Origin of the sequence: Mahella sp. (genome assembly GCF_020054945.1) — a bacterium.
Lineage (GTDB): Bacteria > Bacillota > Clostridia > Mahellales > Mahellaceae > Mahella.
The window spans coordinates 1-24,331 of sequence record NZ_JAIHAU010000020.1 but is presented as its reverse complement, the minus strand read 5'-3'; the positions used below and the strand labels follow the sequence as shown (position 1 = coordinate 24,331).

The window sequence follows — 24,331 nt, the reverse complement described above, 5'->3', positions numbered from 1 at the left end:
GGTATAATGTATTATCAAATAAAATTCAATTTTGGAGGTTTGAGTGATGAAGAAACAATTGATAGGAATTGCTTTGATTTTATTAGGAATTCTATTAAGTACTTTAAATTTATTTACTGATACTTCGATAACGATGTTTATCGGTTTAGTATTGGGCGTTATTGGCCTGTTTATCGTGATTGCCTATGCCATAGATGAAGGGGATAAATAGTTTGCATGCGTGAGGCCGATCATTCTAGTTAAAATTAACCAGATGGATTTTTGATACATACATCTAGTCATCAATAAATAAGATTATTGCAAGCCCAAAAAGCCCTATACAGCTTTTGGGATAGTGCCCAACAAAGGTGAATGTTGGAGGTAAGATATAAACAGTTGAGCCTTTAACATAGATTTTAAGCGCTTTCGGAGTTTCCGAAAGTACTCAACCATAACGGGCGGGGGTAAAATAGTAGAAACAGAATTCACAGTAACAAAATAAGAAACCAAACCATGCCTTATCGAGGGGGACCTGAAAAAACAGAAATCAAATCCCCCCCGCGCTGGTCTATGGCACTTTATTTTTTTCTTATAAAAGAATAAGTTTGTGTGAGCAGTTCTGGTGCCGAAGGTGGGAGTCGAACCCACACCTGGGGTGAACCAGACCGGATTTTGAGTCCGGCGCGTCTGCCAATTCCACCACTTCGGCATTATATTATCGCTGACGAAGTATATGATAGCATAATTGCCGTATAAATGCAAGATAAAAATTTTTGCTAATTGCTGGCTAATCGTTAAAACATGATGTAAAATTATTTATATAAGGGAACTTTTTTATAATTTTATACGTCTAATCTAAAGACGAAAGGAGCTGATGATATGGGAGGAGAAAGGGTGGCGGATTTCGAAACTTTATTCGATGAATACGGCGATAAAGTATATGGGCTGGCCTATAGACTGATGGGGAACAGAGATGATGCTATGGATATATCTCAGGAAGTATTTGTAAAGATATTTCGTAATCTTAAGGCTTTTAAAGGACAGTCTACGCTGGCCACATGGGTATATCGCATAACCTATAATACGTGTATGGACGAATTGCGCAGGCGCAAGATAAAACAGGTATCTATCGCTGATAAATCTGATTTAGCGGATGATAACACCCCTGTGGAAGAGATATACGAAGCAGATGAACGGAAAGAAGCGGTACATAATGCCCTTTATAAACTGGATGACGATCAGCGCGCCATTATAGTCATGCGCGATATACAAGGCTTATCATACGAGGAAATTGCAGAGGTGTTGCAATGCCCTCTGGGCACCGTTAAATCGAGGTTAAGCAGGGCACGCTTGAATCTTAAGGAAATTTTAAAAGACTATATGGAACTTTTTAATGAAGCCGGCGTCTAAAGGTATAGAAAGAAGGTGAGCGAATGGATTGCGATAAAGTAAAGGAATTATTACCATTATATATTGATGGCGGATTAAGCGATGATGAAAGCAAAGCGGTAAGCGAACATTTGGCTGACTGCCCGCAGTGCATGGCGGAATACGAGCAATTAAAAAATATCGCTGCAGCATGCAAGGATTTGGGATTTCCAGATCCGCCATCTGGTTACAAACAGCGCATGACGGCTGTTGTTGAGGAAGATGCCAAAAAACGGCGCAAGGGCATGTTCGGTGCCGCGGCGGCCGTTATAGCGGCAGCGTTGCTGATATTTATAAGCGTATCGTCGATAGGCGATGGAAATGTAGCTATGGATGAAACCGCCTCAACAGCGCAGTATGCGGGTGAAATAGCCGAATCGCAGCCACCACAAAATCAAGCTGCTTCAGGATCGGATGTTTCTACAGGTGATGAGTGGAAAGCTGTATCTGACGCTGCTGGAGCTTCTGCTGAAACTCCTCAAAGTGGTTACAAAGCCGATCAGAGTGCGCCCACTGAAGAAACCACAGATACAGGAGAGGGTACTGGGCAAGATCTGGCGATAGCGTCGGCCGATGCTCAACAAAGGAAGATAATAAAATCAGCCTATCTTTCGTTGGAAACAGAAAATTTCGATAATACGGTTAATTCTATAATAGGCAGGGCCACGGCGTTGGGAGGATATGTGTCGAACTCGGAATATAATAATCGCAGTGAGGGCAAGAGGACGGCTCATATAGAGGTCAAGGTACCCCAGCAATCCTTTGAACAGTATCTCAGCGATATGGGCGGATATGGCAAAGTAGTGGAGGACAGGAGGAGCGGTCAGGATGTGACAGCGCAATATATCGACACTGAAACACGACTTAAGATGCTCAGGATTAAGGAACAGAAACTCATGGATCTACTAAGCAAAGCGGAAACGTTGCAGGATATGTTTACTATTCAGGACCAATTGACCAACACACAGATAGAAATAGAACGGTTGACAGGGGATCTCAAACGCTGGGATGATATGGTGGATTATTCTACAGCTGTAATCGACATTTACGAGGTTGCTGAAATAGAGCCTGAACCGGAAGATAATCCTAATATATGGAAACGTATAGGCAAAGCATTTGTCGATTCCATAAATGCTATAGGCAGATTCTTTGAGGGCTTTATAGTGTTTTTATTCGGAGCTGTTCCATATCTGGTGCTCATAGGAATAGTGGCATGGGGCGTTATTACGTTTATAAAAAACAGAATGAGAACGTAAAATTAGAAGGGATGTAAGGGCTATGAACAATAAACTTTTGACAATAGCTACGGTGGCCGTAGCAGCGGTGGCTATAATTCTAGCTGTAGCTATATTCGGTACAAGCGACGGGCAAGAGGCGGATAAAGCAAAAGTAACGTATGCGGCGGATGATGTCAAGATCGATAAATCTATACTCACAGCAGCAGGCGAGGGCAAAGTGATGGTCAAACCGGACAGAGCGACTATAAATATGGGTGTACAGACCGAGGACAAAGATGCTAAGACAGCTCAGACGCAAAACGCTCAAAAGATGGATGCCGTAATGAAGAAGCTGAAGACTTTGGGTATAAGCGACGATGATATAAAGACTTCGCAATACAACGTATTTCCGCAGTATGATTATAACGATGACAAATCGACACTTAGAGGCTATCAAGTGATAAACATGGTGAATGTTATTGTAAAAGATACTGCCAAGCTAGGCGATATAATCGATCAAGCGGCACAAGCGGGTGCTAATCAGATGGATAGTGTGGCCTTCACTATAAGCGAACAGGATAAATATTATAATGAAGCCATAGCTAAAGCTATAGAACAAGCCAAGGAAAAAGCCAACGTTATGGCCAATACCGCCGGCGTGAAGGTAAAGGCCATTATAAATGTAAGCGAAGCCACGGCAGGATATCAGCCGGTATATGGTATGGGCGGGGTGGAATATGCTAAGGATCAGGCGTTGGCCGCTACGGCCCCTACTCCTATAGCTTCAGGTCAGTTGGAAGTTAAAGCCAATGTAGTAGTGACGTTTGAGATAGAATAAGATCTCCCCGTTAAAAGGCAGGGATTACCTGCCTTTCTTTTTTGCTTGATTTTAAACTGCATGTGTGATATCTTTGGTATGAACAGGTGAAAGGAAGAGGAGCATATTTGCAGCGACGAAGGCATGTGTATTATGATCTCCGCCATAATGTGCGGATGAACCTATATAACGGTATAGCCAGTTCTATAGCTATGAATCTGGTAATACCGTTTGTGGGCATTTTTGCCATTAAGCTGGGGGCAAACAATTTTGAGGTATCGCTTTTAAGCGCATTGCCGGCATTGGTTGCTATTATAGTTACTGTACCCGGCTCAGCTTTTATAGATAGGATAAGTGATAAAAAACGCGCCATAGGTACGCTGATTTTAAGTGGCAGATTCTTTTTCGTGCTTATGGCATTGGTGCCTTTTTTGCCGGAGCATATAAGACCCATGGGCCTTATAGTTGTATACGCCTTGATGAATTTACCTATTTCGATAATGAGCGTTGCATGGCAATCATTTATAGCGGACATTATTCCTTTAAGGCAACGCAGCAGTGTGTTTGCCGTAAGAAATATATGGATAAGTATCGCCGGCGCTGTTGTAGTCGTGGCAGGGGGATGGCTGTTGGATGTCATACCGTTTCCGACCGGCTATCAAATAGTATTTATTATAGCCTTTTTGGCGGCTTTATTTGAATGGCGCTATTTTATTTCTATTAGAGAAAATAAGGCTACTTCTGCTGAAAAAGTATCTCAGCCGCAGGAGGTTTCGCTATCCATAATGGATATCTTGAACCAAGCGTTGCATGAGCCGAATTTTAGCCGCTTTTCTATTACAACGTTGCTTTATCATTTTAGTTGGATGATGGCTTGGCCGGTATTTACCGTATATAAAGTGGATGTGCTTGGCGCTAATAATACATGGATGAGTATATATACCTTAGCGGGTTCTATGGCGTCGGTTTTATTTTTCCGCTATTGGGGGAAGTTAGCTGATAAAAGAGGCAATAAACCAGTATTATCTTTAGCGGCTATGGGATTGGGTCTGACGCCTTTAGTTTGGCTTTTCATCCACAGCCTTGAGCTGGCGGCTGTAGCTGATTTTATCGGTGGTGTTTTTACAGCGGGCTTTAACTTGGTATTTTTTAATAGGGTATTAGAGATCGTTCCGGATAAGGGGCGTACCAGTTATATCGCATTTGTGACCACGTTGATACAGATAGCTGCTACGATATCGCCGCTGGTCGGTATATGGCTGTATGAGTCGTTGGGTTTTGCTGCTACTATGATTATAACAGCTATATTTAGAGTGATTGCAGGATGGTTATATTTCAGATTATAGAGGGGAAGTACTATGAGCGATAAGATCATGCTGATAGACGGTAATAGTTTATTAAACAGAGCATTCTACGCTTTGCCGATGCTTACTAATGCTGAGGGGCAATATACCAACGGTGTGTACGGTTTTTTAACAATGCTCTATAAAGTTATGGAACAGGAGAAACCGACGCACATAGCTGTGGCGTTCGACCGAAAGGCTCCTACTTTCCGCCATGAGCAGTACGATGGTTATAAAGCTAAGAGAACCGGTATGCCAGATGAGATGGCTAGCCAACTGCCTATTTTAAAAGAAGTATTGGCGGCTATGAATATAAGAATATTTGAGATGGATGGTTATGAGGCCGACGACATACTGGGAACATTGACAAACATAGCGCATCAGAAAGGCATGGAAGTGGTGCTGGTAACAGGTGACAGAGATGCATTGCAGTTGGTCAAACCTGACGTAAAAATCATTATAACCAAGAGAGGCATAACCGATGTAGAGGTTTATGATGAACAGGCTATTGCCGAAAGATACGGTATAAAACCAGAACAGCTTATCGATGTTAAAGGGCTTATGGGGGATGCTTCGGATAATATACCCGGTGTGCCAGGTATAGGCGAAAAGACTGCTTTAAGGCTTATAAAGCAATTCGGCAGTCTGGAAGGCGTATTGGAGCATATAGATGAGGTATCCGGTGACAAGTTAAAAAAGCTGCTGACAGAATACAGGGATCAGGCTATCATGAGCAAGCAACTGGGTTCTATACAATGCTGCGTGCCTATAGACGTTGATCTGGATAAATGTCGCTGCAAAGACCCTGATGCAGGTAAGCTCAAAGGAATGTACCAAAGGCTGGATTTTAAGTCGTTATTATCGAAAATACCTCAGAAGAACGAGGAAGCATTTGCAGGCAAAGACCCGATTGGATCTGATGTATACAATGTAGGCGGTGATGACAATATAGAACAATTGGGTAAAGATTTAAGCAATATAGATGAGTTATGCGTATATTCCAACGATGTGTTGTCCTTATCCGAGGACGAGCTGAAAGTATATAATATTTCTATCGAGCAATCAGTGCCGGATGTAGTGGCCGCTGTTTTATCCGATCCAAAAGTACATAAACACGTATACGATGCTAAAAGACTGATAGTCTCTATGAATAAATCCCATATAAATGTCGAGGGTATAGACTTTGATGCTATGATAGCTGCTTATTTATTAGATCCGTCGCAGAATAGTTACGATATAAAGCGCCTTGTCAAACAATATCTTGAAATAGATGACGATGCCGCATCGCATGCAGGCTACTTGTGGCGTTTGATGGATATCATGTTACCACAGGTAAATGAAAATGAAATGGATGCCCTTTTCTACGATATAGAAATGCCGCTGACGCGTGTATTGGCCGATATGGAGATAAATGGTTTTACTGTAGATGTTCAAATGCTGAAAGAGCTGGCCGATGATTTTGAAAGAATGATAGATGGGCTGACTAAGGAAATATATGCGCTGGCTGGAGAAGAATTTAATATAAATTCGCCTAAACAATTGGGTGTTATATTATTTGAAAAGTTGAAACTTCCGGTTGGTAAAAAGACCAAAACCGGTTATTCCACCGATATAGAAGTGCTGAAACAATTACAACTCCAGCATGATATAGTTCCCAAGATAATAGACTATCGGCAATTGACCAAACTAAAGTCCACATATATAGACGGCCTAATGAATATGGCCGATCCTGTAACGCATAAGATCCATTCGAAGTTTAATCAAACCGTTACGGTAACCGGCCGCATAAGCAGTACAGAACCTAATCTGCAGAATATACCAGTAAAAACCGAATTGGGCCATCAGATACGCAAGGCATTTGTCCCGAGTTCATCGGATTATCTGTTGCTCGATGCCGATTATTCTCAGATAGAGCTGCGCGTGCTTGCGCATATGTCACAGGATCAAAACATGATAGATGCTTTTTTAAAAGGGCAGGATATTCATGCGCGCACAGCCTCGGAGGTATTTGGCATCCCGCTGGAACAAATAACGCCGCTTATGAGAGGTAGGGCTAAAGCGGTCAATTTTGGCATAGTATATGGTATAAGCGATTTTGGCCTAGCCAAAAATATAGGCATCAGCCGTAGCGAGGCAAAACAATATATAGAGCAATATTTTGCTCGTTACAGTGGTGTGAGGCGATTTATGGATGAAACTATAGAGTTTGCCAAGAAACATGGTTACGTTACCACTATGTTTAAACGCCGCCGTTATTTACCGGAATTAGCATCCTCCAACCGTACTGTTCGATCCTTTGGTGAACGGGCTGCTATGAATACGCCTATACAAGGTACTGCTGCCGATATAATAAAGAAGGCTATGGTCGATATTTATAACACTCTTAAAGAAAATGAATATCGTTCCAAACTGATACTTCAGGTGCACGATGAGCTTATAGTAGAGGTACATCGCGACGAGGTGGATGAGATAAGGGATTTGGTTAAAGATAAGATGGAGGGCGTGGTGAAGATGAGCGTACCGCTGGTTGCCGATATACATGTCGGAGAAAATTGGTACGACGCGAAGTAAATGAAGATTATAGGCTTGACTGGCGGCATAGGCAGCGGTAAAAGCACTGTGGCCGGTATACTGGCTGATAATGGCGCTTATGTTATAGATGCTGACAAAGTGGGGCATGAGGTGTATTATAAAGGCGGAGAGGCGTGGGATGCTGTGGTTGAGGCCTTTGGAACAGATATATTAAATGAGAATGCTGATATCGACCGCAGGAAACTGGCAGCTATAGTTTTTCATGATAACGAAAAGCTGAATATATTGAATGACATAGTGCATCCGCTCATTGTGCAGGAGGTATTGCGGCGTATTGATAATGCCAGGAGCAAAGGGGTTGAATTGGTGGTTGTAGAAGCGGCTTTATTGATCGAGGCGGGATGGCATGAAATGGTGGACGAGGTTTGGTTGATTACTGCCGATCAAGAAATACGTTTGCACAGGATAATGCAACGCGACGGTATATCCATAGAAGAAGCGCGCCTGCGTATGCAAAGCCAGATGCCCGATGATGAGAGGGCCGAATATGCCGATATCATTATAGTAAATGATGATGGTATAGAAGATTTGAAACGTAAGGTTAAAGAAGCATTGCAGCGAGAGGGAGGGCAATGAGGAGGAGGCGTATAATTGCTTTAATCTTTATAGTAATTATTATTGTCGGTATCCTGGTTTATCATTCGACATACTTTCAGCGTATAATGTATCCACTGAAATATGATGAGTATATATGGCCTATGGCATATGAACATGGTATAGACCCACGGCTGGTGGCTGCGGTTATATACGTGGAGAGCAGATTTCAGCCTGAGGCCCGGTCTCATAAGCATGCTATGGGCCTTATGCAGATAACGCCGGATACCGGCCGATGGATAGCGCAGCGTCTCGGTGTAAGCGGATACCATGAGAGTATGCTAAATGATCCCGAAACGAATATAAGGTTTGGTGTATGGTATATCAAGGATTTAAAACAAGAATTTGACAATGATATGGTGTTGGTATTGGCGGCATATAATGCGGGGCGCGGCAATGTAAAGCAATGGCTGGAACAAGGCTTGATCGAGAAGGGCAAGGGCACAGATGGCATACCGTTTGCTGAAACCAAGGAATATGTGGCTAAGGTTATAAATGCTTATGAGCATTATAAAGAATTATATAACGATTAAAGGAGAGATAAAATATGACAGGAAAAATGAAAGTGGCGCGGATGATGGATATAAGGGATATGCGCATAGAGCAGGAGGATATACCGACTATAAAGGATGATGAGGTACTAGTAAAGATCGAATATGTAGGCATATGCGGTTCTGATGTTCATTACTATGAATATGGGCGTATAGGTGATTATGTGGTGGACAAGCCGATCATACTTGGCCATGAGTGTGCCGGCACAGTGGTAGAGGTAGGCAAGGATGTATCATCACATAAGATCGGCGACAGGGTAGCACTGGAGCCGGGGCGTACTTGTGGTAAATGCTGGTACTGCAAGACCGGAAGATATAATCTTTGCCGAGATGTGGTATTTATGGCCACGCCGCCCGTAGATGGAGCTTTTGCTGAATACGTGGCTTATCCTGCGGATATGGCCTTTAAGCTGCCGGACAATGTAAGCACTATGGAAGGCGCGTTGGTAGAGCCATTGGCTGTGGGCATACATGCTGCCAACCAGGCCGAAGTGAGATTGGGGCAATCTGTGGCTATATTGGGCGCGGGCTGCATAGGCTTGATGGCATTCAAGGCTGTTAAGGCTATGGGTGCCGGGGATGTTTATATGACCGATACCATAGATACACGCTTACAATTTGCTGCCAAGCTTGGGGCTTTGGCATTTAACGCCAGGGATAAGGACATTGTAGCAGCTATATTGGGGCTTACAAGCGGTGAGGGGTCGGATATAGTGATAGAAACGGCCGGCGCAGCGGCTAGTACAAGGCAGACGATAGATATAGTGAGACGCGGTGGCACGATAGTGCTAGTAGGGTTGGTTCCGGAGGGAGAAGTATCATTAAATGTAGCGCGGCTGATAGACAAAGAAGCCCAAATAAAGACGGTTTTCCGCTATAGAAACATTTATCCGAGTGCTATAAAGGCCATAGCAGACGGCAAGATAGACGTTAAATCCATGGTAACTCATACTTTTGATTTTGCTGATGTAAAACAAGCTTTCGACTATGTGATAGATAATAAAAGCGAAGTTATAAAAGCTGTCGTAAAAATGGGGTAAAATATATGCTGATAAAGCGGCTAAATGATCTGCCCATTAGAGATAAGCTGATGATATCCTATTTTATAATATTGGCTTTAGCTTTATCGATATTCGGTGCTTTTGCTTTTGAAAGAGCATCTATTGTCATAAAGCAGCAAGTACAAGCTTCTACGCAGCAGACTATTATGCAAGCGAAGAATAATTTGCAATCTTATATGCGTGACGTGGAAAATGTTTTGATGGAAATACATGTTAACAATACGGTGCAAGATATATTGAGAGAGCCGCAGCCGGACAATGGTTTTCTGCTAAACAGGGATGTTAAGACATTGGAGAGTACTATATTAGGGGCGGATATATTCAGGAAGAAGACAACATCTATACAGTTGTTTGCATTTAATAAACCTGACTATCCGTCTGTAAATTTTGGTGATTCTATATTTTCCAGTGACGGAGTCGAAGACGCGGGTTGGTTTATACATACAATTGAGATGGGCGGAGGAATATACTGGTACATAGACGGCCAGTATATATGTTCGGCACGCTTAATAGTAGATGTTAGCAATTCGCGTCATCTCCTAGGCGTTGTGCGGGCAAAGGTGGATATAAGCCAGTTTTTGAGTGGAGTAGGCAACATAAAGATCGGGCAAACAGGCAAAGTATTTCTGATAGACCAAGATAGAATAATAGCCGATAGGAACAGTGCATTGACAAGGACGTTAAGCGGCGATTCGGAGTTTTTTTCTACGGTATATAACGGTTCTAAAGGCAGCTTATTCAAAATGTTGAATGGGGATGAGTATTTAATAATATATGATGAGCTAATAAATCCGCAAGTAAAACTGGTAGGAGCGGTGCCAACCCTAGAACTTATAGAAAATATCGGTATAATACGCAATGCTTTATTCTTGATAGGGGCTATAAGCCTTATTATTGCATTTCTATCATCGGTGTTTATTTCATATAAAATATCGGCACCCATATATGCATTGGCCGATCGCATGAAGAATTTTGATAGCGACCACTATACTAAGGTCCCCGTATATTCAAATGACGAGATAGGAGAGATCTATAATAGTTTTAACAAAATGCTGGAAAGAATTCAGCAGCTTATAGATGAAGTTAATGAACAAAGCCGTAAAGAGAAAGAGGCTGAAATGAAAGCTTTGCAAGCCCAGATAAATCCACACTTTTTGTATAACACCCTTGATTCTATAAATTGGCTGGCTATCAAAGCTGGGGATGACGAGATAAGCCTTATGGTCAATTCGTTAGCCAATTTTCTTCGTTTTAGTTTGAATAAAGGCAAGGAATTTATCAGCATAGCCAATGAACTGGAACAGGTCAAGAGTTATATTACTATACAAAAGTTTCGGTTTAAAAACAAATTCGATATAGTTTATCAAATAGATAAAGAGGTATTATCGTATACAATAATAAAACTTACACTTCAACCACTGGTAGAAAATGCTATAAATCATGGCTTTGATGGAATAGATTATGAGGGATTGATTGAAATAAAAGCCTGTAAAGATGATGGATATATACATCTTCAAGTTACCGACAATGGCAAGGGTGCTGATATAGACAGTTTAAACAAGATGCTGCTTGATGCTGGAGGAGAAGCAATGAATGATATGGGGTATGGCATACGAAACGTCAACGAACGCATCAAACTTTATTTTGGAGAGGACTGCGGTTTGTACTTTGAGGATAGCCAATATGGAGGAATAACAGCAAATATAAAGGTGCGCGCTGTATTATTTGGTCAGATGGAGGAAAGCTGATATGATTGATCTACTGATAGTAGATGATGAGGAAACTATAAGGGAGGGACTTAGGGATTATGTACCTTGGAATGAAATGGGTATAAATATTGTCGGTACGGCAGAGGATGGCATAGATGCTTTAGAAAAAATAAAAAAATGGAAACCGACTATAGTTATGGCCGATATAAGGATGCCGCGTATGGATGGTTTACAGCTAGCCGAACGGCTTAAAAATATAGCACCGGAGATAAAGATAATATTTCTTAGCGGATACGACGATTTTTCCTATGCAAAACAGGCTATAGCTCTGAATGCGGAGGATTATATACTAAAACCGGTTTCCCGCAGCGACCTCACCGAATGTATACAACGGGTAAAAAACAAGCTGCTCGATGAAGAAAAAGAGCGTGAGGAAAGAGAAGCATTAAAAAAACATATAGCTGATAGTTTACCCTTTCTAAAAACATGGTTTTTTAATGCTGTTGAACAGAAAGGTGACATATGGCAAAAATTATCATCTATAAATATAGATCTCGAAAAAGGAGCATTTATATCTATGGTTGTAACCATAGACGATATAGATAACCATAATGTGGATGATGATTATTACGCCTTATTTAAGTTATATAACACTATAAAATTTATACTCGACGATACAGAGAATATGAAATCAGTGGCGTTCTTTGAAAATCGTATTTTTACTATTATATTGAGTTTTCCTCGCGATATTTCGCAGAACTCGATAGACGATATTGTGCTCAATCTGGCATATAAGATAAATGATTTACTGGATTATGCACTCGATGGTTCGTATACCATAGGCGTGGGATATATGGTTAATGATATAAAGCATATTAAAAGCAGCTATAAAGGGGCTTTGGGAGCCTGCGAGCATAGATTTTATATGGGGGAAAGGCAGATCATATATATAAGCGATGTAGAGCCTGCGGCAAAGGAACCGCGCCATGAGATGCCCAATGGCGAAGAATTTATGACTATTGTAAAGATAGGTAATGAGCAAGAAGCCAAAACCTTTTTAAGAAATATGTTTGAGGATATGAGGAAGCAACGCGAGGACATCGATATTGTAAAAAGGATATGCCTGGAGCTTATCATATATATTTCCAGAGCTATGTACGAAATAGGCGAGCGGCCCGAGGTGCTCTTTAGCAAGACCGATCCGTGGCATGAGATAAATAAACGTTTTACAATAGATCAACTATATGATTTTATGACCAATGTAATAGAAGTTGTTATGGGTCATCTGTCGTCTCAAAGGAAGTCCAAGAACCAAAAAGTGGTAGACGAGGCGAAAAATATAATAAGTATGGAATATGCCAGTGATATATCATTGGAGTCAATAGCAAAAAGATTATATATATCGTCGTGCTATTTAAGCTCTATTTTTAGCCAGGAAGCCGGAATAACGTTTAAGGATTATCTTATAAGGGTGCGTATTGAGAAGGCCAAGGAACTATTAAAAGAACCATCTGCCAAAATATACGAGGTAGCGGAAGACGTGGGTTATAGTGATCCGCATTATTTCAGTCAGTTATTTAAAAAATATACTGGCTTTACGCCTGCGCAATACAGAGACTCTCAAATGTAAAAAGAAAACAAACCAAATAAAAAGTTTACCATATTTTCTATGCCCCCTTTTTGACTTACTATATAAGAGTAAGAAATCCATTATTAAATAAATCAAAGAGGAGGCTTTTTTATGAACAAAAGGTTATTGGCTTTAGTATTGGCAGTTGTCATGCTTATGTTTGTGTTTTCCGCATGCGGAGGATCGGAGACGGCAGACAACGGAACGGGTGATAATGCTGCTGAAACGCCGTCAGGATCTGAGGAAACAGGAGATACGACGGCATCAGAGCAACCGGTTACAATTACCCTTGCTCAAGGCAAGGATGTAACTGATGCAACAGAAAATACAATACAGGCATTTGAGACAAAATATCCTAATATAAAAGTAAACTTTCAGGAGATGCCATCAGAGAGCGATCAGCAGCATAACTCATACGTTACAGCATTGAGCGCGGGCGACGATAGCGTGGATGTATATTCTATAGATGTAGTTTGGCCGGCAGAATTCGCTGCGGCGGGTTGGGTAGAACCGCTTGATGATTATTTCCCTCAATCTGAAAGGGAAAAATATTTGCAGGGTCCGATACAAAGCTGTACTTATGACGGTAAACTTTATGCAGCACCATTCTTTACGGATGCAGGGCTTCTTTATTATCGTAAAGACTTGATGCCTACGCCTCCAGAGACATGGGATGAGCTTTATAATATAGGCAAACAACTTATGGACGAAGGCAAGGTAGAATATGGTTTCGTATTCCAGGCCAACCAATATGAAGGACTTGTATGCGATGCTTTAGAATATATCCATAGCAATAACGGTAAAGTGCTGGATGGTTCTAATGTTGTGTTAAACAGCGAAAATACAATAGAGGCGTTGGACATATTCAAGAAAATGTTGGATATAGCGCCTGAAGGCGTCACTACCTATATTGAAAATGATTCGTTGGTTGCTTTTCAAGAAGGTAGAGCGGCGTTTATGAGAAATTGGCCTTATGCATGGGCTGTGGTAAACAGCGATGAATCGAAAGTTAAAGATAAGGTTGGCATAGCCCCCATACCAAAAGGACCTAAAGGGGATGCAACTGGGAAGGCTACTCTTGGAGGATGGAACTTGGCTATAAACAAGAATTCCAAAAATAAAGACGCAGCGTGGAAATTTGTAGAATTTGTAATAAGTGAAGAGGGTCAGAAAATACAGGCCATAGATGGAGGCCATTTACCGGTGCTTCAGAGCTTATATGAAGATCCAGATGTTATAAAGGCAAATCCTTACTTTGAGAGTATGTATGACGTGCTGATCAATGCTTTGCCAAGGCCTGTATCACCATTCTATCCTCAGATATCTGAATCAATGCAGATAAATATACACAAGTTCCTTATGGGAGAGTTCGATGCGAAGGCGTCTGTAGAAAATATGACTAAAGAAATCGGAGAAATATTGGCGCAATAAGTGTGGTTTTAACTGGCAATCGGTCGAGCATTCGGCCGATTGCGTATTATTATGATAAGGGAGGAGTTGTATTTTGCAAAAGCATCGTGGAATAAGAAGTACCGGTATACCAGAAAATATACTAGGTTATTTAATGGTAGCGCCGGCTCTTTTGTGCATATTATTGATAGCCATATATCCGGTTTTTAGGACATTTTCTTTAAGCCTTACCGATATGAAAATGCAGTTCCCGAATATGGCTAAATATATAGGATTAGATAATTATATATCCCTATTGCAAAATGACAGGTTTTGGAGCGCTACGTATAATACGCTGTTCTTTACTGTCGTGTCGGTAGCATTGGAGTTGGTTATTGGATTTGTCATGGCTCTAATAATGAATATGCCATTTAAGGGCAGAGGGCTTGTGCGCGCGGCTGTATTGGTACCATGGGCTGTGCCTACGACGATATCGGCTACAATGTGGAAATTTATGTACCACGATCAGTTCGGCGTTATAAATGATATATTGTTTAGGATGGGATTTATAGATCAATATCAGTCATGGCTGGGCAGCACATCATCAGCGCTTTGGTGTGCTATAATAGCGGATGTATGGAAGACAGCGCCCTTTATGGGGCTTCTTTTGCTGGCCGGCCTTCAAACCATACCGGCAGAACTATATGAAGCTGCTACTGTGGATGGTGCCAGCAAGGTAAAGCAATTTTTTAGAGTAACTTTACCGCTTGTTATGCCAACTATGCTGGTAGCGCTTATATTCCGTACATTGGATGCTTTCAGGGTATTCGATCTGATATTTGTTCTGACGGGAGGCGGACCGGGCAATAGTACCGAAACGCTCTCTATGTACGCTTATACGACGCTATTCAGAAATCTAAACTTTGGCATGGGCTCTGCTATAGCAGTATTGATATTTATATTCATATTTTTGATAAGCCTGGTATATATTCATCTTTTAAGCAGGCAAAATGATTGAAAGGAGGATAAAATGATGCATAAAAGTAGATGGTCAAATATTATTTTTTACGTAGGCGTAGTGATATTTATAGCTATAATAGTGTTCCCTTTTTATTGGCTAATAATAACATCTTTTAAACCGCCGGAGCAATTATGGGATATACCGCCGACATGGTGGCCGTCAAGATTTTATTTGGGTTCGTATATTGCAGCTTTTACCGAAAGACCATTTTTGACTTATTTAAAAAATAGCATTATAGTGGCGACATCTACCACGGCATTTGCAGTATTTGTCACATCGTTTGCCGGATATGCGTTGGCGAGACTGCATTTTAAAGGCAAAAATGCGATATTGGCCCTTGCCTTATCGGTCTCTATGTTTCCGGGTATTGCTATAGTGAGTCCGTTATTTTTGATGATGAAAGAATGGAACCTCTTGAATTCATATATAGGACTTATTTTAACATATACTACGATAACCATACCGCTTTCGATGTGGAATCTTACCACGTTTTTTAGGACAATACCAGCGGATCTCGAAGAAGCGGCGAAGGTGGACGGCGCTTCGCCGTTTTATACCTTTATAAGAATAATACTGCCGTTGGCTGCGCCGGGTATATTTACAACGGCTATATTGGTATTTATAGCGGCGTGGAATGAATTCTTGTTTGCTTTGACGTTCAACACAGAAGATGCTTTGAGGACAGTACCTGTCGGCATAGCGATGTTTCCAGGTCAATATACATTGCCATGGGGGGACATATCGGCAGCATCTGTGGTGGTAGTACTGCCGCTCATCATTATGGTGCTTTTATTCCAGCAAAGGATAGTGTCCGGACTCACTGCAGGTGCGGTGAAAGGTTAAGGCAAGTTACTATGCAAGAGCAGAGCAAGGTAGGTAAACGAAAAAACGCGGTCTGGGCTGTATAAGTCCGGATCGCGTTATAAATAGCCGTCTTATTCCCAACCCTTGCCGCCAACGCCGCGCGACAATATTTTTTCTCCATAACCGCTTCTTATATATGCAACCATAGGATCCGGCTGAAGCCCCATTTCTTCTCTCACAGCTTCCAGAAGTGGTTGCACGTCAGTCTCAAACGCCTCTCTTACCATCGATTCAGCGACCATGACATCATTTCTTTCTTGTGCATGCCGAAGCTTATCGCGGTTTATTAGAAGTGCTTTTGCATAGGCTGTTTGTATGTTGAGCACAGAGCGTATCATGGCGGGTATCTTGGGCTCTATGCAGTGACTCTGATCTATCATATACGCTATATTGGCTGCTGTAGAGGCCGTGGCGGTATCCAGACTTGCCGATATCAGTTCGTTGAATATCAGAAATAGCTCATAAGGATTTATGGAACCAACTATGAGATCATCATCTGCATACTTGCGGTTATTAAAGTGAAAACCGCCTATTTTGCCTTCGTCTAATAAGAATGCTACTATGTGCTCTACATTAGTGCCCTGCAAGTGATGGCCAAGGTCTACCAATACCTGTGCTTTCGGGCCGAGCTTTGAAGAAAATGTGTAAGACATACCCCAATCTGCTATATCAGTATGATAGAAAGCGGGTTCGAAACACTTGTATTCTATTAGCAGGCGCATATCATCGCCGAGGGAGTCATATACCTCTTTGAGACATTGCTCCAGATAATGTTTACGCGCGCGAAAGTCACCTTGTCCCGGGTAATTTGTTCCGTCGGCCAACCATAAGCTGATTATGCTGGAATCCACCTCTTTGGCAATATCTATGCATTCTAGCATGTGATCGGTGGCTTTACGGCGTACGTCAGCATTGACATTGGTTAAACTGCCGAATTTGTAATCGTCATCTTGGAATAAGTTCGGATTTACAGCCCCTATTTTCAGACCCAGTTGAGCGGCATATTCCTTTACTTTGCCATAATCATCGACTTTATCCCATGGTATATGTATAGCTACGGTAGGGCACATACCTGTATACTTGTTCACCTGAGCTGCATCTTCCAGTTTCTCAAATAAATTTCTCGGTACGCCGACCTGCTTGAAGGTCTTAAAACGTGTTCCAGAATCACCATAACCCCACGAAGGCGTTTCCACCTTAAAAGACTTAAGGCGATCTTTTACCCATTCTATGTTTACGCCCTTATCTTGTTGTTTTTTCTCCCAAAGTTTGTATTCATCTGACATTGATTTTTCCTCCTTTATATCAATATTTTTATTTTTTATTGTAACCGAGATTCAATAAGCATCTTATATTTTCCATATGCCTCATTCCATGAATCTGCATTTTGAGGAATGTATTCATCGGTTGGGAAAGAGCGCTTTATAACCTCTCGCGCCTCGTCTATATCATGTATCTCTCCTAGTGCTATCGCCTGTGCCATCAGATTTCCTATGGCTGTAGCTTCTGCCGGTCCTGCAATTACCGGTAGATGCGTGGCATCTGCTGTAAATTGGCACAGCATTTTATCCCTGGTGCCCCCACCGACAATGTTTATGATATCTATATTGCGTTCAGACGTTTCTTCTATCTCCTCTATGGCTGAGCAATACTTTAGTGCAAGGCTTTCCAAAACGCATCTTATTATTTCACCTTTATCTTGCGGTATGCGTTGCCCGGTTCGCGAACAAAATAGTTGTACTTTCTCAGGCATATTGCCCGGGCTATAGAATATTTCGTCGTCAGGATCGATAAATGATAAGAACGCTTGGGCTCGTTGCGCTCGCTGCGTTAGCTGGTCATAGCTTTCTACCGCACCTTCTTTATCCCAGAAACGCTTGCATTCCTGTATGATCCAGAGACCTGCTATATTTTTAAGGAAACGAAATGTACCGCCAATACACCCTTCGTTGGTGAGGTTATACTCCAAAGCCTTTGGATTCATAATAGGGCGTTCGGTTTCTATGCCTATAAGCGACCATGTGCCACTGCTCAAGAAAGCTGCATTTTGGTTTTTATACGGTACGGCGGCGACCGCTGAGGCCGTATCGTGAGAGGCTATTGCTATGACCGGCACTTGTGTAATAAATAATTCTTCTGCTATGGCAGGCATTATCTTTCCACGTATTGAAGCGGCCGGCGTTATCGGCATAAAAATATGACGGGGTATGTCCATGGTGTCTATAACATCCCATGCCCAATCGTTTTGTAAGGGATTATATAATTGTGTGGTAGATGCTATTGTAAATTCAGCGCCTTTCTCACCACATAATAAAAAATCAAAAAGATCGGGCAAAAGCAGCATAGTTTGAGCTATTTCTAACACAGGAGAATCATTTAAAACCATTGAAAACAATTGGTAAATAGTATTAAATGGTTGAAATTGACTACCTGTCTTTGAAAATAAACTTATTTTATCTATTCGTTTACATGCTTCTTCTATCATGCCATATGTACGCTTATCGCGATAATGATAAGGGTTGCTTAATAGCTCGTCGGATTTGTCTAATAAGCCGAAGTCTACGCCCCATGTATCTATACCTACACCGGCTAAATCTGAATTACCACGGGTAGCACATTTCAATAGACCTTGTTTTATTTCATGGAAGAGACGCAATATATCCCAATGCAATCCATCCGGAATCTGTACAGGATCATTTGAGAAACGATGTACCTCCTCCATTTGAAGCTCACGGCCATTAAACTTGCCTAATATACCGCGCCCATTACTGGCGCCAAAGTCGAAGGCCAATAATTTGAGATCAGCGTTCATCATACTGCCCCTTTTATCTAATATTTTTATTAAGGATATTATAACAGACTTGCAGACATTAAGCAACAAGATCAAAAATAAATATTATAACAAATGGGGATACTGATGAGCATAAAAAATTAACTGTCCATAGTTTTATTTCATATAGGCATATGATATAATAAGCACCGTAATAGTTATATTTTATTGGTGTTTTGTGGAGGTAGATATATGTTGTTGCGCGTTAAAACAATATTCATTAAATGCTTGTTTATATTTGTAATGGCTGTAGTTGCTGTTGTGGGTTTATCGGCATGTGCTTTATTCCCTCAAAAAAGCGAAGCTCTTGTTCCGCCCCTTACAAAGCCCAAAGGAGAGCAATACCAGACAGTGGAAGTAAAGCGTGGAACTATTATTAATGATATAAAAGGTCAAGGAATTATTGTTTCGGCTAAAAATTATTCGTTATATTTCAAGATGGATGGGCGATTGGAGTCTATCAATGTCAATATGGGTGGACAAATAAAAAAGGGACAGATTTTGGCACGCTTAGATGCAGATAATATCGATGAACAGATCAAATTAGCTAGACTGGATCTAGACAAAGCCGAATTGAATGTTGAACGCGCAAAGGAGGCATTGATTAATGCGAAAGAAACAGGCGATTCCGCGGCAATAAAGAGTGCAGAGTATTCTTTGGAACAGGCGCAATTAAATCTTGATTCCGTAGAGATTAATGTAGATAGGTTAGAGGAACAGAGGCGACAGGCTGAAATTATATCACCTATAAACGGGATAATAACGTTTAAAGAAACTGTTAAAAAAGGCGACAGCATACCGGCTTATAAAGTAATAATCCAAATAGCGGATCCGAATGATTTACAGATAAGTTTTGATCCCGCTAATCTCGCTGATCCAATGATAATTAAACCTGGAATGAAAGTAAATATTACTTTGGACAGCAAGGCTATTGCTGGCGAGGTGATATCATGTCCATATAGTGCTCCTTCATCCGGAGAGAATGCTGCAGCGATTGCACCGGTTATTATAAAAGCACCTGAGATGCCTAAGGAAGCCATAGTTGGAGATAATGTAACTATAAATATTATATTGGCTCAAAAAGAAGGCGCTTTAATAGTGCCCAAGGAAGCTGTGCGCACTTATATGGATAGGAATTACGTTGAGATATTGGATGGGAATATAAAAAGAGAAGTAGATGTTGAAACTGGTATCGTTACCTCAACGGAAATCGAGATTTTGTCTGGCCTCGAAGAAGGGCAGCAGGTCATCGTAAAATAGAAATAAGCGCTCATGCTATAGTGGCTGAGCGCTGCGCAACATATCCAGCAGCTTTGCTGGATCATTGGTTATTATACCTGTTACTTTGGCATTTATCATGTCGTTCATAATTATCGGATTATCTACTGTCCAAGGATATAGTTCTATGCCATAATATTGGCAGTTTCTAACCAGCGAAGGGGTTATATTGACATAAAAGGGGTTCAGTGAGCGGGCTTTCAAACGAAGAGCCATCCACCACGGTTCCACCAAACCGTCCCGATATAAAAGGCCTATAGCTATGGCCGGTTCTATGCATTTCAAATTGCGTAGGCTGTAATGGTTGAAGGATGATACCAATGTTCTTTCTACCATATCGAACCGTCTTATTTCATCAGCGATGCGATGCTCGATATCGTCGTATATAATCATGCCAGATTTTATTTCTATATTTACGAAAAAATCCATTTTATCTATGAGGCGAAATACTTCGGTTAATGTGGGCATATTTTGCCCATGACCCATGTCTAACTGCTTTAATTCCTCAAGTTTCATATCGCGTATGAGCATCTTGCCGTCGGGAGTATTCACTGTTTCATCGTGGTGTACTACGAGATAACCGTCCTTACACATGTGAACGTCAAGTTCTATTCCATCGGCACCTAATTCTATAGCCTTCTCAAAGGCCATTATTGTATTCTCGGGAGCGTGAACGGAATCGCCGCGATGAGCTATAATTTTGATCATATAATAATACATTCCCTTCGATATTGTAGTTAAGTATAATTTTTCTTTTATTGTATCACATAGTTCATGATATTGTGTTAAAGTTGCGTTAAATTTTGGAGTTGCATTATTGATTCATAAGCGTTAAAATAATAATATAAATCCTATGAAAGCGGAGGTTTTATGAATGGCAGGGGGTTTTTTTAACAGGCTTTATTATGGCAATGATAAAAAACCTGATTTAACGAAAGAACAAGTAAGCGGTAGCAGATTTAAGCTGTTTTTTGATGTTCTAGGCGTACGGTTTTGGAAACTGGTTCAGCTCAATTTGCTTTATCTCTTGTTTTGTATACCTATAATAACTATAGGGCCGGCTACGGCAGGCATGACATTAGTATTGAGAAATTGGGCCAGGGATGATCATGCATGGGTATGGTCGGATTTCTGGGATGGCATGAAATCTAATTTTTGGCAAGCATTGGCTGTATTTGGCATAGACGTCTTAGCGGCTATTATATTATGGGTAAACATACAGTTCTATAATGCGATGGGGCAGACCAACCAGATATTTTTCATGGTAAAGTATCTGGTATTAGGTGTAGCTTTAATATTTGCTATGATGCATATATATATTTATCCTATGATGGTAACTTATAAGCTAAGGCTGAGAGATATGTTTAAAAATGCCTTTATCTTTACAGCAGCTAAGTTGCCTCATACAATAGGTATATTTGCATTGTGTGTGGGATTATTCATAGCCAGTATTTACCTTTATGTTTTGCCGTTGTTTATTATAACCTTTAGTTTATGCGGGTTGATAATAAACTCTTTCACCAATGCGGTGTTCGATAGGTATATCAACGTGCATTTGGATGATAGCGGCCATTACGTACCCATAGAGGACAAAAAAACAGATGAAGAACCAGTGGCTGATGAAAAATCCCTTGAAAAGTCGGGTGTAAGAGCATAAACTGAGCTGATTTGATTGGCAATCATAAAAACGCATACAACAAAGTAAAGCAGCGCAATATATAAGGTTTCTTAATCATGAAAGGTTAAGAGGCCTTTTTTATATTTTTGTTGACAGAGCAAGAGATGAGTGCTATAGTATTTATAAGATACCATACTAGGGTAGTGTATATAATGAATGATGAGATGAAATATCGGGCTTTTGGTTATGCTAATATAGGCTACTAATAGAGAATTGGGAGTGAGTTTGATGGATAAAAAGATAAGCTTGAGAGTCTCGGGCATGAGTTGCGCAGCTTGCGCCATGGCTATAGAGAAGAGCCTTTCGCGAGTACAAGGGGTGACAGAGGCTGGCGTGAATTTTGCTGCTGAAAAAGCCATAGCGGTGTACGATCCTGAGCAAGCAACGACAGATGACCTCATAAAAGCCGTACGAGATGCCGGCTATGACGTTATCACGGATAAAGTACAGCTCCGCCTCAAGGGGATGAGTTGTGCAGCTTGCGCCGCTGCTATAGAAAAGGCCTTAAATCGTTTGGATGGGGTTTATCATGCATCGGTAAACTTCGCTGCAGAAAAAGCTACGGTTGAATACGACTCTTCTATGGTCAGCGTAAGGAATATGATAAAAGCCGTAGAAGATGCCGGGTATGAAGCCGAACGGGCAGATGAGGTTTCATCGGATAGAGAGCGGGCTGAACGAGAGAAAGAGATACGCGACAGAAAGCGTATGCTGATACTTTCCGTAGTATTAAGCGCCCCTTTGGTCTTGAATATGATACTTGAGGTATTTAATGTACATGTGTCATTGTTCATGAACCCATGGTTTCAATTCATATTGGCCACGCCTGTACAGTTTATTGTAGGTGCCACCTATTATAAGGGCGCATATCACGCCTTAAAGGGGCGCAGCGCCAATATGGATGTATTGGTTGCTATGGGTACTACCGTTGCTTATGCATATAGTATATTTACGGGCTTTTTCATCGGCGGAGATATGTACTTCGAGGCCTCGGCCGTTATAATAACCCTGATTACGTTGGGCAAACTACTGGAAGCCATAGCTAAAGGCAGGACGTCCGAAGCCATAAAGAAGCTGATAGGCCTACAAGCCAAGACTGCCCGCGTCATACGCGATGGCCAAGAAATGGATATACCAGTGGAAGACGTGGAGGTAGGCGATATAATCGTAGTTCGGCCGGGCGAGAAGGTGCCGGTAGACGGCGTAATCATAGAGGGGAATTCATCCTTGGATGAATCGATGCTGACCGGTGAGAGCATGCCTGTGGATAAAAAAGCCGGCGATGAGGTGATAGGTGCTACCATCAATAAATACGGTACTTTTAAGTTTAAGGCCACAAAGGTAGGCAGGGATACCGTTTTGGCTCAAATAATAAAGATGGTGGAAGAGGCTCAGGGGTCAAAGGCACCTATACAGCGCCTTGCCGACCAGATATCGGGTATATTCGTGCCTGTGGTATTGGTTATAGCCATAATAACTTTCGTTCTTTGGTTCATATTCGGCGACGGAATTTTGGCCACAGCGCTTATACCTGCTATATCCGTTCTTATAATAGCCTGCCCGTGCGCCTTGGGTTTGGCTACGCCGACATCTATCATGGTAGGCACAGGCAAAGGGGCTGAAAACGGCATACTGATAAAAGGCGGCGAGCACTTGGAGCGAGCTCATAATATCAATGCTGTTATATTGGATAAAACGGGAACTATAACAAAAGGACAACCCGAGGTAACCGATGTGTTACCTGTAAATGGTCGGGATGATGATCTATTGCGCATAGCTGCTATAGCAGAAAAAACATCTGAGCATCCATTGGGAGTGGCTATATTGGAAAAGGCCAAAGAGTTAGGAATGGATTTGCCCGACGCCGAACGTTTCGAGGCTATTCCAGGCCATGGTGTTGAAGCGGTCATAGAAGGTAAAACATACTATGTAGGCAACCGCAAATTGATGAGAGAGAAAAATATCGATATACAAGACGCTGAGGATAAGCTGATATCATTGGAAGAAGAAGGCAAGACTGCCATGCTGATAGCGTCGGATCAAAAGCTTTTAGGTATAGTGGCCGTGGCCGATACAGTAAAGGAGCATTCTAAAGAAGCTATAAAAGAATTGCAAAAGATGGGTATAGATGTATATATGATAACCGGCGATAATGAGCGCACTGCCAAAGCCATAGCGCGACAGGTGGGCATAAATAATATTATGGCTGAAGTGCTTCCCGAACACAAAGCTGAACAGGCGCTCAAGCTTAAGGAGCAGGGCAAGTTTGTAGCTATGGTGGGCGACGGTATAAACGATGCTCCGGCATTGGCTGCTGCCGATGTTGGTATCGCCATAGGTACCGGAACCG

The 24,331-nt window shown here is 41.6% G+C and carries 20 protein-coding genes and 1 tRNA gene; 17 read left to right on the top strand and 4 right to left on the bottom strand.

Annotated features, from left to right (window positions below):
- Window positions 1-46 precede the first annotated feature (46 nt).
- Window positions 47-211, top strand: a complete 165-nt coding sequence (locus tag JG770_RS05735; RefSeq protein ID WP_291956358.1) for a hypothetical protein — start codon at window positions 47-49, stop codon at window positions 209-211.
- 388 nt (window positions 212-599) lie between these two features.
- On the opposite strand, the gene JG770_RS05730 is transcribed toward JG770_RS05735, so the two are convergent.
- Window positions 600-688 (bottom strand) — tRNA-Leu (locus tag JG770_RS05730).
- Between the two features lie 170 nt (window positions 689-858).
- Between JG770_RS05730 and JG770_RS05725 the strand changes: the two genes are divergently transcribed.
- The 13 genes from JG770_RS05725 to JG770_RS05665 all read left to right on the top strand — a co-directional run bounded on the left by JG770_RS05725 (window position 859) and on the right by JG770_RS05665 (window position 16,174).
- On the top strand, window positions 859-1,389 hold the full coding sequence (locus JG770_RS05725) for a sigma-70 family RNA polymerase sigma factor (protein WP_291956355.1): 531 nt from the start codon (window positions 859-861) through the stop codon (window positions 1,387-1,389).
- Between the two features lie 23 nt (window positions 1,390-1,412).
- Window positions 1,413-2,663 carry a DUF4349 domain-containing protein gene (locus JG770_RS05720; RefSeq protein WP_291956352.1) on the top strand — a complete coding sequence of 417 codons (1,251 nt, stop codon included), beginning with the start codon at window positions 1,413-1,415 and terminating at the stop codon, window positions 2,661-2,663.
- A 22-nt stretch (window positions 2,664-2,685) separates the two neighbouring features.
- A complete protein-coding gene (locus tag JG770_RS05715; RefSeq protein ID WP_291956349.1) occupies window positions 2,686-3,462 on the top strand; it encodes an SIMPL domain-containing protein in 777 nt (258 codons plus the stop codon).
- A gap of 107 nt (window positions 3,463-3,569) precedes the next feature.
- Window positions 3,570-4,787, top strand: a complete 1,218-nt coding sequence (locus tag JG770_RS05710) for an MFS transporter (protein WP_291956347.1) — start codon at window positions 3,570-3,572, stop codon at window positions 4,785-4,787.
- A gap of 12 nt (window positions 4,788-4,799) precedes the next feature.
- Window positions 4,800-7,355: a DNA polymerase I gene (gene polA / locus JG770_RS05705; RefSeq protein WP_291956345.1), complete on the top strand. Its 2,556-nt coding sequence runs from the start codon at window positions 4,800-4,802 to the stop codon at window positions 7,353-7,355.
- The gene (coaE, locus tag JG770_RS05700) at window positions 7,356-7,952 is read left to right on the top strand and encodes a dephospho-CoA kinase (RefSeq protein ID WP_291956343.1); all 597 of its coding nucleotides are present in this window, start codon (window positions 7,356-7,358) and stop codon (window positions 7,950-7,952) included.
- A complete protein-coding gene (locus JG770_RS05695) occupies window positions 7,949-8,503 on the top strand; it encodes a lytic transglycosylase domain-containing protein (protein ID WP_291956342.1) in 555 nt (184 codons plus the stop codon). The genes coaE and JG770_RS05695 overlap by 4 nt, the downstream gene beginning before the upstream one ends.
- A gap of 14 nt (window positions 8,504-8,517) precedes the next feature.
- On the top strand, window positions 8,518-9,561 hold the full coding sequence (locus JG770_RS05690; RefSeq protein ID WP_291956340.1) for an NAD(P)-dependent alcohol dehydrogenase: 1,044 nt from the start codon (window positions 8,518-8,520) through the stop codon (window positions 9,559-9,561).
- A 5-nt stretch (window positions 9,562-9,566) separates the two neighbouring features.
- Window positions 9,567-11,330: a sensor histidine kinase gene (locus JG770_RS05685; protein WP_291956338.1), complete on the top strand. Its 1,764-nt coding sequence runs from the start codon at window positions 9,567-9,569 to the stop codon at window positions 11,328-11,330.
- 1 nt (window position 11,331) lies between these two features.
- Window positions 11,332-12,921 carry a response regulator gene (locus JG770_RS05680; RefSeq protein ID WP_291956336.1) on the top strand — a complete coding sequence of 530 codons (1,590 nt, stop codon included), beginning with the start codon at window positions 11,332-11,334 and terminating at the stop codon, window positions 12,919-12,921.
- Between the two features lie 111 nt (window positions 12,922-13,032).
- Window positions 13,033-14,352, top strand: coding sequence for an ABC transporter substrate-binding protein (locus JG770_RS05675; protein WP_291956333.1), 1,320 nt, complete (start codon window positions 13,033-13,035; stop codon window positions 14,350-14,352).
- A 133-nt stretch (window positions 14,353-14,485) separates the two neighbouring features.
- Entirely contained in the window at window positions 14,486-15,328 is an 843-nt protein-coding gene (locus JG770_RS05670) for a sugar ABC transporter permease (protein WP_363320933.1), read from the top strand.
- A 12-nt stretch (window positions 15,329-15,340) separates the two neighbouring features.
- Window positions 15,341-16,174 (top strand): carbohydrate ABC transporter permease, encoded by an 834-nt coding sequence (locus tag JG770_RS05665; protein ID WP_291956327.1) that lies wholly within the window; start codon window positions 15,341-15,343, stop codon window positions 16,172-16,174.
- Between the two features lie 92 nt (window positions 16,175-16,266).
- Here JG770_RS05665 and rhaI read toward each other — a convergent pair whose 3' ends face one another.
- Window positions 16,267-17,481 carry an L-rhamnose isomerase gene (gene rhaI, locus JG770_RS05660; protein WP_291956325.1) on the bottom strand — a complete coding sequence of 405 codons (1,215 nt, stop codon included), beginning with the start codon at window positions 17,479-17,481 and terminating at the stop codon, window positions 16,267-16,269.
- A gap of 35 nt (window positions 17,482-17,516) precedes the next feature.
- Window positions 17,517-19,010, bottom strand: a complete 1,494-nt coding sequence (locus JG770_RS05655; protein ID WP_291956322.1) for a rhamnulokinase family protein — start codon at window positions 19,008-19,010, stop codon at window positions 17,517-17,519.
- A gap of 207 nt (window positions 19,011-19,217) precedes the next feature.
- On the opposite strand from JG770_RS05655, the gene JG770_RS05650 reads away from it, so the two are divergent.
- Window positions 19,218-20,285 carry an efflux RND transporter periplasmic adaptor subunit gene (locus JG770_RS05650; RefSeq protein ID WP_291956319.1) on the top strand — a complete coding sequence of 356 codons (1,068 nt, stop codon included), beginning with the start codon at window positions 19,218-19,220 and terminating at the stop codon, window positions 20,283-20,285.
- A 15-nt stretch (window positions 20,286-20,300) separates the two neighbouring features.
- Here the strand turns inward: JG770_RS05650 and JG770_RS05645 are convergent, their stop codons facing one another.
- Window positions 20,301-21,011, bottom strand: a complete 711-nt coding sequence (locus tag JG770_RS05645) for a glycerophosphodiester phosphodiesterase (RefSeq protein ID WP_291956316.1) — start codon at window positions 21,009-21,011, stop codon at window positions 20,301-20,303.
- 166 nt (window positions 21,012-21,177) lie between these two features.
- Between JG770_RS05645 and JG770_RS05640 the strand changes: the two genes are divergently transcribed.
- Both JG770_RS05640 and JG770_RS05635 read left to right on the top strand, forming a co-directional pair.
- The gene (locus JG770_RS05640) at window positions 21,178-21,960 is read left to right on the top strand and encodes a DUF624 domain-containing protein (protein ID WP_291956313.1); all 783 of its coding nucleotides are present in this window, start codon (window positions 21,178-21,180) and stop codon (window positions 21,958-21,960) included.
- Window positions 21,961-22,209: 249 nt separating this feature from the next.
- Window positions 22,210-24,331 (top strand): heavy metal translocating P-type ATPase (locus tag JG770_RS05635; RefSeq protein WP_291956311.1); only part of this gene is annotated, 2,122 nt, incomplete at its 3' end.

Bases quoted from the DNA above. Each gene is read 5' to 3' on its own strand.
- JG770_RS05735 (WP_291956358.1), top strand. From the start codon at position 47: ATGAAGAAACAATTGATAGGAATTGCTTTGATTTTATTAGGAATTCTA.
- JG770_RS05725 (WP_291956355.1), top strand. From the start codon at position 859: ATGGGAGGAGAAAGGGTGGCGGATTTCGAAACTTTATTCGATGAATAC.
- JG770_RS05720 (WP_291956352.1), top strand. From the start codon at position 1,413: ATGGATTGCGATAAAGTAAAGGAATTATTACCATTATATATTGATGGC.
- JG770_RS05715 (WP_291956349.1), top strand. From the start codon at position 2,686: ATGAACAATAAACTTTTGACAATAGCTACGGTGGCCGTAGCAGCGGTG.
- polA (WP_291956345.1), top strand. From the start codon at position 4,800: ATGAGCGATAAGATCATGCTGATAGACGGTAATAGTTTATTAAACAGA.
- coaE (WP_291956343.1), top strand. From the start codon at position 7,356: ATGAAGATTATAGGCTTGACTGGCGGCATAGGCAGCGGTAAAAGCACT.
- JG770_RS05695 (WP_291956342.1), top strand. From the start codon at position 7,949: ATGAGGAGGAGGCGTATAATTGCTTTAATCTTTATAGTAATTATTATT.
- JG770_RS05690 (WP_291956340.1), top strand. From the start codon at position 8,518: ATGACAGGAAAAATGAAAGTGGCGCGGATGATGGATATAAGGGATATG.
- JG770_RS05685 (WP_291956338.1), top strand. From the start codon at position 9,567: ATGCTGATAAAGCGGCTAAATGATCTGCCCATTAGAGATAAGCTGATG.
- JG770_RS05680 (WP_291956336.1), top strand. From the start codon at position 11,332: ATGATTGATCTACTGATAGTAGATGATGAGGAAACTATAAGGGAGGGA.
- JG770_RS05675 (WP_291956333.1), top strand. From the start codon at position 13,033: ATGAACAAAAGGTTATTGGCTTTAGTATTGGCAGTTGTCATGCTTATG.
- JG770_RS05670 (WP_363320933.1), top strand. From the start codon at position 14,486: ATGGTAGCGCCGGCTCTTTTGTGCATATTATTGATAGCCATATATCCG.
- JG770_RS05665 (WP_291956327.1), top strand. From the start codon at position 15,341: ATGATGCATAAAAGTAGATGGTCAAATATTATTTTTTACGTAGGCGTA.
- rhaI (WP_291956325.1), bottom strand. From the start codon at position 17,481: ATGTCAGATGAATACAAACTTTGGGAGAAAAAACAACAAGATAAGGGC.
- JG770_RS05655 (WP_291956322.1), bottom strand. From the start codon at position 19,010: ATGATGAACGCTGATCTCAAATTATTGGCCTTCGACTTTGGCGCCAGT.
- JG770_RS05650 (WP_291956319.1), top strand. From the start codon at position 19,218: ATGTTGTTGCGCGTTAAAACAATATTCATTAAATGCTTGTTTATATTT.
- JG770_RS05645 (WP_291956316.1), bottom strand. From the start codon at position 21,011: ATGATCAAAATTATAGCTCATCGCGGCGATTCCGTTCACGCTCCCGAG.
- JG770_RS05640 (WP_291956313.1), top strand. From the start codon at position 21,178: ATGGCAGGGGGTTTTTTTAACAGGCTTTATTATGGCAATGATAAAAAA.